12 protein-coding genes are annotated in these 10,004 nt (G+C 71.4%); 9 read left to right on the forward strand and 3 right to left on the reverse strand.

The window, feature by feature from the left end:
• The first annotated feature begins 75 nt into the window (after nt 1-75).
• Nucleotides 76-525, forward strand: a complete 450-nt coding sequence (locus ACFWE2_RS09525; RefSeq protein ID WP_377223979.1) for an NUDIX hydrolase — start codon at nt 76-78, stop codon at nt 523-525.
• 41 nt (nt 526-566) lie between these two features.
• On the opposite strand, the gene ACFWE2_RS09530 is transcribed toward ACFWE2_RS09525, so the two are convergent.
• Together ACFWE2_RS09530 and ACFWE2_RS09535 are read right to left on the reverse strand one after the other, a co-directional pair.
• The gene (locus ACFWE2_RS09530; protein WP_377223980.1) at nt 567-1,160 is read right to left on the reverse strand and encodes a histidine phosphatase family protein; all 594 of its coding nucleotides are present in this window, start codon (nt 1,158-1,160) and stop codon (nt 567-569) included.
• Nucleotides 1,161-1,202: 42 nt separating this feature from the next.
• Nucleotides 1,203-1,850 (reverse strand): transcriptional regulator, encoded by a 648-nt coding sequence (locus ACFWE2_RS09535; RefSeq protein ID WP_377223981.1) that lies wholly within the window; start codon nt 1,848-1,850, stop codon nt 1,203-1,205.
• A gap of 66 nt (nt 1,851-1,916) precedes the next feature.
• Here ACFWE2_RS09535 and ACFWE2_RS09540 point away from each other — a divergent pair, with 66 nt between their 5' ends.
• Both ACFWE2_RS09540 and ACFWE2_RS09545 read left to right on the forward strand, forming a co-directional pair.
• Entirely contained in the window at nt 1,917-2,252 is a 336-nt protein-coding gene (locus ACFWE2_RS09540; protein WP_377223982.1) for a PEP-utilizing enzyme, read from the forward strand.
• Between the two features lie 144 nt (nt 2,253-2,396).
• Nucleotides 2,397-3,329, forward strand: coding sequence for a M23 family metallopeptidase (locus tag ACFWE2_RS09545; protein ID WP_377223983.1), 933 nt, complete (start codon nt 2,397-2,399; stop codon nt 3,327-3,329).
• A gap of 57 nt (nt 3,330-3,386) precedes the next feature.
• Here ACFWE2_RS09545 and ACFWE2_RS09550 read toward each other — a convergent pair whose 3' ends face one another.
• On the reverse strand, nt 3,387-3,779 hold the full coding sequence (locus tag ACFWE2_RS09550) for a VOC family protein (RefSeq protein ID WP_377223984.1): 393 nt from the start codon (nt 3,777-3,779) through the stop codon (nt 3,387-3,389).
• Between the two features lie 107 nt (nt 3,780-3,886).
• Here ACFWE2_RS09550 and ACFWE2_RS09555 point away from each other — a divergent pair, with 107 nt between their 5' ends.
• The 6 genes from ACFWE2_RS09555 (at nt 3,887) to ACFWE2_RS09580 (ending at nt 9,937) form a co-directional block, all read left to right on the forward strand.
• Nucleotides 3,887-4,339: a nitroreductase/quinone reductase family protein gene (locus ACFWE2_RS09555; RefSeq protein WP_377223985.1), complete on the forward strand. Its 453-nt coding sequence runs from the start codon at nt 3,887-3,889 to the stop codon at nt 4,337-4,339.
• Nucleotides 4,340-4,435: 96 nt separating this feature from the next.
• The gene (locus ACFWE2_RS09560; RefSeq protein ID WP_377223986.1) at nt 4,436-5,320 is read left to right on the forward strand and encodes an intradiol ring-cleavage dioxygenase; all 885 of its coding nucleotides are present in this window, start codon (nt 4,436-4,438) and stop codon (nt 5,318-5,320) included.
• 51 nt (nt 5,321-5,371) lie between these two features.
• Entirely contained in the window at nt 5,372-6,067 is a 696-nt protein-coding gene (locus tag ACFWE2_RS09565; protein WP_377223987.1) for a DUF1684 domain-containing protein, read from the forward strand.
• A 178-nt stretch (nt 6,068-6,245) separates the two neighbouring features.
• Entirely contained in the window at nt 6,246-7,385 is a 1,140-nt protein-coding gene (locus ACFWE2_RS09570; protein WP_377223988.1) for an endo-1,4-beta-xylanase, read from the forward strand.
• 142 nt (nt 7,386-7,527) lie between these two features.
• Nucleotides 7,528-8,805 (forward strand): arginine deiminase, encoded by a 1,278-nt coding sequence (locus ACFWE2_RS09575; protein ID WP_377223989.1) that lies wholly within the window; start codon nt 7,528-7,530, stop codon nt 8,803-8,805.
• Nucleotides 8,806-9,466: 661 nt separating this feature from the next.
• Nucleotides 9,467-9,937 carry an HNH endonuclease gene (locus ACFWE2_RS09580; RefSeq protein WP_377223990.1) on the forward strand — a complete coding sequence of 157 codons (471 nt, stop codon included), beginning with the start codon at nt 9,467-9,469 and terminating at the stop codon, nt 9,935-9,937.
• Nucleotides 9,938-10,004 lie beyond the last annotated feature (67 nt).

A 10,004-nucleotide genomic window follows, 5' to 3' on the forward strand; every position in this document is an offset into this window, starting at 1 on the left:
GTATTTGTCGTGCTGAATCGGTTTCGGACGACAAATACCCAGCACTCAACGGACGGGGGGCGGGAGGATGGGGGGATGTTCACCAGCATCGAAGCCGCTATCGACCTGCGGGTCGCCGCCTACGCCGTCATCACCGACGACCAGGGACGCATGCTCCTGCCGCACTGGAGCGAGCACGCGCACAGCGGCTGGACCATGCCGGGAGGCGGGCTCGACCCGGGCGAGGACCCCGCCGACGCGGCCGTCCGGGAGGTCCTCGAGGAGACGGGCTACCACGTCGAGCTGGACGGCCTGCTCGGCATCGACAGCTTCGTGATCCCCGCCGCGGAGCGCGTACGCCCGTCGGAACGCCCCGTGCAGGCCCTGCGGATCGTGTACCGCGCGCACGTCACCGGCGGCGAGCTGCGCGTCGAGGAGGACGGCACCACCGACGACGTCGCCTGGCACACGCCCGAGGAGATCGACGCGCTGGACCGGGTGCCGCTGGTGGACCTGTCCCGCCGCTGGGCGGGCCTCATCGACTGACGGGCCCGCACCCTCAGGGCCGGCCTCTCAGGGCCGATCGTTCAGGGCCGGACCGACGGCGGGAAACCCGTCCAGCGCAGCTCCCGCGGCAGGTGCCCCATGTCGTTGAACAGCACGACGGTCGGCGGCAGGCCGTCCCGGTACTCGATGACCGTCAGCGCCGTGTTGCCGCTGTTCAGCCCGAGCCACCGGGCGGGCGGCGCGTCCAGCGCGTGCCGCAGCAACCAGGCCACCTGGAACGCGTGGGTCACCAGCACCTCGTGCCTCTCGGACTCGGCGGGCTTCGCGAACCGGTCGACCAGCGCCGCGGCGAGCCGCTCCCCCGGGGCGCGCTCGGCGTCGTCGAACCCGTCGAAGAACCCAGCCCACACCGCCGGCAGGTCGGCGGCGGCGGGAACGTACGGCACGTGGTCGACGAGCTCCGCGGCCTCCGCGACAGGGACACCCGGCAGGCGCTCGCCGATCACCCGGGCACTCGCCGCCGCGCGGGGCAGCGGCGAGTGCCAGACGGCGTCGACCGGCAGCCCGGCGAGCCGGTCCCCCAGGAGGCCGGCCTGCCGGTGCCCGACGTCGGTGAGCTCGCCGAACGCGTCCGCCGCGCCGTGCCTGGCCAGGTAGAGATGTCTGGTCGCCATGCGCACGAACCTACTGCGCGCACCGCCCGCCGCCCGGCCTCGTCATGCGCCGCGCTGGATCCCGAGGGTCGAGATCAGGTCCTCGTGCAGCTCCATCCACACGGCGTGGCACGACTCGACGCCGGTCCCGGCCACCCACTCGCCACGCCCGGACCGGGCGTACGCGAGCGCCGTGGAGTAGCGCTCGTCGTATCCCTCGAACCGCGCGAGCCGTGACCTCAGCTCGCCCACCAGCGGGGCCAGCTCGTCGTCCAGGGCCTCGAGCTCCGCGAGCACCGCCGCGTCCCAGTCCGGGTCGGTGTGGGTGTTCACGCCGAGCCGGCCGCCGTCCTCCGGGCGCAGCTGCCAGTCGGTGCACGCCTGCAGCAGGCGTGCGTTCAGGGGCCCGAACGCCTCGTGCACCTGCTCGACGTCGGGCCGGCCGCCCGAGTCGGACAGCTCCTCGGCCAGCCGGCGGTCGTCCTCAGCCCGGCCGCGGTCGGTCATCGACCAGCCCGCCGTGCCGCCGAACGCCGCCTTCCTGATCCAGCCGTAGGCCTCGTCGTCGAGCAGGATCTCGCGGGTGTCCGCCTCGTCGAGGCCGAACCGCACGGCGACGGCGTCGTCGTCGGCCAGGCCCTGGATCCGGACCGAGTGGAGGACGAGCAGCTCGGGCTGAGAGGATCGGCCGAGCACCGGGTTGTGCGTCATATTTTTCACCGTGCATCCTCCTGGTGGCCGATGTCAACGCACGCGGGTACGCCCAGGGAGGAAGACATGTCGGACAGTTCCGCCGCCACGAGCATCACGGGGACGCCGGGCAGCCCAGGTCGGGCGTCCGGTCCGGCACGCGTGGTGCACAGCCCTGACGACTTCGGCCGGGTCCTGCCCGGCGACGTCCTCGTGTGCCGGTTCACCGAACCCGCCTGGACCGCGCTGTTCGGCATCGTCGCCGCCGTCGTCACCGAGACCGGCGGCGTGCTCTCGCACGCGGCGATCGTCGCCCGCGAGCACGGCATCCCCGCGGTGCTCGCGGTCCCCGGCGCCATGACCGTGCTGCGCGACGGCGACACCGTCACCGTCGACGGCGGGGCCGGGCGAGTCACCGCCTGACCCACCGGCCGCTGACCCACCGGCCGCACCGAGCAGACCAGCACCAGCGCCGTCCAGGGGAGCCCTACCCATGGGCAGCGCACACCGGACGTGCCAGCCTTCCGGCGTCAGACCAAGAGTCGGACCACCTGGATGGAGAGCACCATGTCAGTCACCTCCCCGTTCCGCAGAACCACGTCCCTCAGCCGGTCCAGGCGCTGGGCGTTCGCCGCCCTGGCCGCGTTCACCCTCGTCACCGCACCCGCGGCAGCGGCGGCACCGGCGGCGTCCGCGCCCGACGCCGGCGTGCTCGCCACCGCGCACAAGTCGCCGTTCAACTGCGGCAAGACCTTCTACGCCAACAACTGGAGCGGTGGCCACAACCCCAACGGCTCCATCGACTGGCAGAGCTACGGCGGCGACGCCATCAACGGCGAGACCGTCCGGGCGACGGCCGCTGGCACCGCCACCTTCGACGACGAGGGCGGAACCAGCTACGGCAAGTGGGTGCAGATCGTGCACGGCGACGGCACCCGCACCCGCTACGCGCACCTGGCGACCATGGTGCGGGCCCCCGGCCAGACCATGTCGGTCAGCCAGGGCACGGTCATCGGGACGGTCGGGTCCACCGGCGGTTCGGAGGCACCGCACCTGCACTACGAGCAGCGCGGCTCGACCGGCGTCGTCGACACCAGCCCGACCGTTGAGGGCGTGACCGTCTCCGTCGGCCAGAAGAAGGCGGTCACGAGCACCAACGCGTGCGGCGGGTCGACCAACCCGTACACGCCCACCGAGGTCTGCGGCAGCGGCTTCTCGGTGATCGACCAGGCGGCGCTCGGCACCGTCGGCCGCACCTACCTGCTGTACAACTCCGGGACCGGCGCCAACTGCGTGGTCACCCTGAAGGCGACGAACCTCGGCACCCCGAGCGCGGTATCGGCCTTCCTGGAGCCCCAGGGCTCGTCGCGCACCACCGACTCCGGCAGCTACTCGTACTACGCGGGCCCGGTCAAGCGGTCCGCGCCCGGCACCTGCGTCAGGTGGGGCGGATCGGTGGGCAGCGCCGGCTACACCAGCCCGTTCGAGCACTGCGGCTGAGCCTTCCGCCTGCACTCCTCCGCCTGCACTGATCCGTCCGCCTGCGTAGGCCGTTCGTCAGCCCTGCGCAGGCGGCTGGATCAGGTCCCACGGCATGCCGTACAGGTCCTCGAACACCGCCACCGTCCCGTAGACCTCGTGGCGGGGCTCCTCGCGGAACCGCACGCCGGCCGCCGTCATCCGCGCGTGCTGCGCGGCGAAGTCGTCGGTCTCCAGGAAGAACGCGACCTTCCCGCCGGCCTGCCGCCCGACGGCGCCCGCCGCACCGACGTCGTCGGTCACGGCGAGCACCAGCCCGGTCCCCCCGTCCGCGGGGCCGACGACGACCCGGCGCCGGCCGGACTCGTTCGTCTCGTCCTCCCGGACGGTGAACCCGAGGGCGTCGACGAAGAACGTGATCGCCTCGTCGTGGTCGAGGACGAGGTAGGTGACATCGGAGAGTCGCAGCACCTGACGATCGTAGGCCGTGCCGCACGCCGCGCCCGGTCCGCGCCACTATAGTCGGTGGTGCATATCATCTGTGGCCACGACAGTCGTCTGCCGGGAAGGCATCCACCATGAGCTTCACCCACCCCACTGGTACCCGCGGCGCCAAGCAGCCCGGCCGCACGTTCCGCTGGATGAACCGGCTGCTGATGGGACGCGCCCGGCGCGCCGAGGGAAAGACCATGGGGATGAACCTCCTGGTCCTGACCACTGTCGGCCGCAAGAGCGGGCAGGAGCGCCAGACGCCGCTCGCGTGGTTCCCTGGCCCCGACGGCAGCTGGCTCGTCGTCGCGTCGGCGAACGGCGCGCCGGCCAACCCCGCCTGGTACCTCAACCTCGCCGCCCACCCCGACCGGGCGACCGTCGAGCAGGCAGGCCGCAAGGTCGCCGTGACCGCCGAGGAGCTGCACGGGGCCGAGCGCGAGCAGGCCTGGGAGGGGATCAAGGCCGCGGCGGACAACTTCCGCAAGTACGAGCAGACCACCGACCGAAAGATCCCCGTCATCCGGCTGACGCCGCGCTGACCCGCCCGCGCCGGCCCGCCTGCGCGCTTCCGCGAGCCCAGCACCCTCCCAGCCCTCCCACGGGCACGCCCCAGCGGCCGGGCCTACGTTCGGCCCATGAGCAACCACAGCACCGCGCCCGACCGCCCCGGGGAGCACGAGGAGCCCGAGCCGCACGACCTCGGGCTCTCCCACGACCTCCCCACCCTCCTGAACCGGCGGCACGCCATCGGCCTGCTGACCGCAGGCGGCCTGGTGGCGGCGCTCGCCGCCTGCTCGCCGACAACGGGCACGGGCGACGGCGCCGCCACCGGGGCACCCACGGGCGGCCCCGGAGGCGGCTCACCGAACGACACCTCGCAGGCCGACGTCGGCGCGGGCGAGATCCCCGAGGAGACGAACGGCCCCTACCCCGCCGACGGCACCAACGGCCCCAACATCCTGACCACGACCGGCGTGGTGCGCAGCGACATCACCACCAGCTTCGGCGACTCGTCCGGCACCGCCGAAGGCGTCCCGCTCACCTTCTCGCTGACCGTCGTGGACGTCTCCGGCGACGGCGACGCCGGGACCCCTGTCGCGGGCGCCGCCGTCTACGCGTGGCACTGCGACCGCGACGGCAGGTACTCGATGTACGACATCGCCGACCAGAACTACCTGCGCGGGGTCCAGGAGGCCGACGCCGACGGCAAGGTCACCTTCACGTCGATCTTCCCCGCCTGCTACCCGGGCCGCTGGCCGCACATCCACTTCGAGGTCTACCCCTCGCTGGCGGACGCCACCAGCGCCACGAACCGGATGCGCACCTCGCAGCTCGCCCTCCCCCAGGCCGTGAGTGAGGCCGTGTACGCGACGGCGGGCTACGAGCAGAGCGTCGCGAACCTGCAGGACGTGACCCTCGACTCCGACATGGTGTTCTCCGACGGGTACGCGCTGCAGATGGCGAAGACGTCGGGTTCGGTGGACCAGGGCTACACGGCCACGCTCCGTGTGCCCGTGTGAGTGCCCGGTGTGCCCGGGTGGATGTCGGTGTGCCTGGGTAGTGTCGGACCCATGACGCACGCTGCCACCACGTCCCCGGTCACCACAGCCCTCCAGACCGCGGACTGGCGGCGGCGCGTCTTCGCGCTGTACGCGGGCGTCCGGGTCCGCGCCGCCGAGGACCCGGCCGCCGCGCACGCCTACTGGACCGTGACGCGCGACGAGCTCTTCGCGACCCACCCGGCGTCACCCATCCTGCCCGAGGACAAGCCCGGTTTCACGGGCCTGTCCGTCACCCCGTACGACCCGGCCTGGCGCCTGACCGCCCCGGTGGTACCCGCCGAGCCCGGGCCTGACGGCGCCCCGCGCCGCCTCGACGTCCCCACCGGGACCGACGGCGTCGTACCCTTCGAGCTGCTCGGCAAGGTGGTGCTGCCGGGTCTCGGCTCGCTCGACGTCTGGCGGCTCGCGTCCTACGGTGGCGGCCTGTTCGTGCCGATCAAGGACGCGCTGGCCGGCTCGCCCGGCGGCACGTACGGCGGCGGCCGCTACCTCCTCGACACCATCAAGGGCGCCTGGCTGGGTCACGCGGGCGGCACCGACGGCCACGCGGACGGTGACGCGGCTGGCGTCGGCGAGCTGGTGCTCGACCTCAACTTCGCCTACAACCCGTCCTGCGCCTACGACCCGGCGTGGACCTGCCCGCTCGCACAGCCCGGCAACACGCTCGACGTCGAAGTTCCGGTGGGCGAGCGCACACGGCCCTGACGACGCCGACAGCCCACCCGCACCTTCCCCTGGGACGACGCCTGAACAGCCCGCGGCCCGTCGTCGCCCCTCTTGCGAAATCGTTATCGACATCGTTAACCTCCAGTCCAGTTCCGCGACTCGCCCGAGGCCGCCGGAACCTGATCGGAGAGGAACAAAGATGTCCCATTCCACGACCATGAGGCGGACAGCCGCCATCGCGGCGTCGGCCCTGGCCGCTCTCGCACTGGCGGGACCCGCGGCCCAGGCCGACCCTCGGCAGCCGACCCTGCGCTCCGAGGCCCCGCGCGATCTCGAGATCGGCAGTGCCGTATGGGGGCAGCGCGACCTGCTCGGCTACGACCGCAAGAACCCGACCGAGTTCCAGCGCATCCTCGGGGCCGAGTTCGGCTCGCTGACCCCCGAGAACGACATGAAGTGGGCAGAGGTCCACCCGGAGCCCGACGTCTACGACTTCTCCGGGGCGGACGCCGTCGTCGCCTTCGCGAAGGCCAACCGTCAGGAGGTCCGCGGGCACACCCTGCTGTGGCACAGCCAGAACCCGCAGTGGGTGGTCGACGCCAGCGCCGACTGGACCTGCCAGGAGGCGCGCGATGTTCTCGAGGACCACGTCCGCACCGTCGTGGGCCGCTACGCCGGCGAGATCTACGAGTGGGACGTGGCGAACGAGATCTTCCAGGACGACTGGGACGCCGGCGGTGTGCGCCTGCGCACCGAGGCGAACCCCTTCCTCAAGGCGTGCGCCGAGGACCCGGTCGCCCTGCTCGGTGACGTCTTCCGGTGGGCGCACGAGGCGGACCCCGAGGCGGTGCTCTTCCTCAACGACTACAACGCCGAGGGCATCAACAACAAGACCGACGCCTACTACGAGCTGGCGCAGGAACTGCTCGCCGACGGCGCACCGCTGCACGGCTTCGGCGCCCAGGGCCACCTGAGCCTGCAGTACGGCTTCGACGAGTCCATCCAGGAGAACTTCGAGCGGTTCGCGGACCTCGGGCTGAAGGTGGCGGTCACCGAGGCCGACGTCCGCATGCCGCTCGGTGAGGACGGGGAACCGACCGCCGAGCAGATCACGCTCCAGGCGGAGCGGTACGACAAGATGCTCCAGGCATGCCTCGAAGTTCCGTCCTGCTCGAGCTACACGGTCTGGGGCTTCGACGACGCGCGCTCCTGGGTCCCGGGCGTCTTCCCGGAGGGCTACGCGACGATCATGACCGAGGAGTTCGAGAGGAAGCCCGCGTACTACGCGCTGCTCGAGAGCCTCACCGAGGCGACCCCCGGCAAGTCCCCGCGCACGCCCCCGGGTCTGAACCGGTAGGACCGGGTCGGACCACCCGGTGAGGTACCCGTGGTGTGTGGGCCTGACCAGGTCCACACACCACGCCAGGGGGCTGGGCGCGACGTTCGGGTCGACTCCCTGCTCGGCACGACGGCGACGGGGTGAGTACCGTTAGCGCCCGATGAACACCATCGACATCACACCGCCCCCTGCCGGCTCACCCTCGTCGGCCTACGGCGTCCACTCGGAGGTCGGCCGCCTGCGCAAGGTCCTGGTCTGCGCGCCCGGCCTGGCGCACCAGCGCCTCACCCCGTCCAACTCGGCAGGCCTGCTGTTCGACGACGTCCTGTGGGTGGAACGCGCCCAGCAGGACCACGCCGACTTCGTGAGCGAGCTGCGCAGCCGCGACGTCGACGTCGTCGAGCTGCACGCCCTGCTCGCCGAGACGCTGCGCGTACCCGGCGCACGCGACTGGCTCCTGGACCGCAAGATCGTCCCGGAGATCGTGGGCAACGGCCTGGTCGACGCGACGCGGGCGTACCTCGAGTCGCTGCCCGAGCACGAGCTGGCCAGATACCTCATCGGCGGCCTCGCGGTCGCCGACGTGCCAGAGCTGCCCCCGGGGTTCCGCGCCCTCGCGGACATGAGCCCGGACGCCCGCGAGTACCTCATGCCGCCGCTGCCGAACACCCTCTTCACCCGGGACACGACCTGCTGGATCTACGGCGGCCTCACGCTCAACCCGCTGTACTGGCAGGCGCGGCGCGACGAGACCCTGCTCATGAAGGCGGTCTACGCGTTCCACCCCGACTACGTCGGCAGCCGCGTGTGGTGGGGCGACCCGGAGACCAGCCACGGCGAGGCGACCTTCGAGGGCGGCGACATCATGCCGATCGGTAACGGCACGGTCCTCATGGGCATGAGCGAGCGCACCTCGCGCCAGGCGATCACGCAGGTCGCGGCGTCCCTGTTCGAGCAGGGCGCGGCCGAGCAGATCGTGGTCGCCGGCATGCCGCGCCTGCGCGCGGCCATGCACCTCGACACGGTCATGACGTTCGTCGACGTCGACACCGTCACCGTCTACCCGCGGATCGTGGACCGGGTGCACCCGTTCGTGCTGCGCCCGGACTCCGGACCGCTCGGCGTGTCCGTCACGGACGCCGGCGGGTCGTCCTTCCTCGACGTCGTCGGCCAGGCCTCGGGGCTGGGCGAGCTGCGGGTCATCGAGACCGGCGGCGACGTCTACGAGTCGGAGCGCCAGCAGTGGGACAGCGGCAACAACTCGGTCGCCGTCGAGCCGGGCGTGGTGTTCACCTACGACCGCAACACCACCACCAACGACCTCCTGCGCAAGGCGGGGATCGAGGTGATCGAGATCGCCGGTGGTGAGCTCGGCCGCGGCCGGGGCGGTGGCCACTGCATGACGTGCCCGATCATCCGGGAGCCGGTCACCTGGTAGCCCGCACGCCCGCGGTCGCCGATCCCTCCGGGCGGCCACCCCTTCGAGGTCTAGGTTGCTCCGTTCTGAAACGGTTCGGAGCGAAGCAAACTAGGCCTCGAAGGTCTTGGGGGCAGCCTACGGGCGAGGGCCGCGACACGCCGTGATGCGGCGCCACGCCGGACACTTGATGCATCCTTGGGTTGCAGTTCCGGAAAAGCCATAGACGCTACCAAGTCCTCGTTGTACCTTTCTTCACACACGGACTCGCGCCGTGGCGGCAGGTCGTGTGCCTTTGCTACCTGCCGGGGTATCAGCACAAGCCATGTTCATACGGTCAGACCAACAAGACGGAAGGACGAAACCACGATGGTCCGCATCGGCATCGCGCTCCAGGCCTCAGGCCTGTGCAAGGTCAGCGCGACCACCGCTTCGTCCTACCCGACCACCGCGACGCACCTGCGAGACGGCCGTGAGGCCATACGAGGCGCCATACGCCGCTGATCCGGTTCTGCCGGACCAGCGCTGTGAGCCGCCTCGGGATGCCTTTTCCTGGGCGGCTCTTTTCGTCCAGGGACGGAAATCGTCCCGGGGCAGTCGTACAGAACGGCCCGAGACACCAGCACGACCTCACGATCACGAGAAGAAACGAGAACGACAGCTCACCGGAAGGAGCAGGCCCGTGGCCGACGTCCTTGTCCTCAATGCCGGCTACGAGCCGCTGCACCGGGTATCGGTCCGGCACGCCATCCACATGCTCGTGCGCGAGGTCGCGGTAGTGGAGGAGGCGGTCGACGGCCGCTCCTTCGGGCCGTTCCCCTTACCGCGCGTGCTGCGCCTGGTCCGGTACGTCACGATGCGGTGGCTCTACAAGTCGGACGGGGCGCCCACCTGCACCAAGCTGGGCGTCAAGCGGCGCGACGGTGTCTGTGCCTACTGCGGCGGTGCCGCCGAGACGGTGGACCACATCCTGCCGCGGTCGCGCGGGGGCCCCTCGACGTGGATGAACCTCGTCGCCGCCTGCTACGAGTGCAACTCGCTCAAGGCGGACCGCACGCCGGCCGAGGCCGGGATGGTCCTCCACGTGACGCCACACGTCCCACGGGCGGAGTACGCGCGCGCCATCCGGCACAGGGCGGCCCGCGCGGCGTAGCCTCCAGGCGAGCCGCGAAGAGATCGGCAAAAGGTCAGGTGATCGGCAACTCGGGTTGCCGATCACC

The organism is Promicromonospora sp. NPDC060271 (assembly GCF_042726755.1).
In the GTDB taxonomy this organism is placed as follows: domain Bacteria; phylum Actinomycetota; class Actinomycetes; order Actinomycetales; family Cellulomonadaceae; genus Promicromonospora.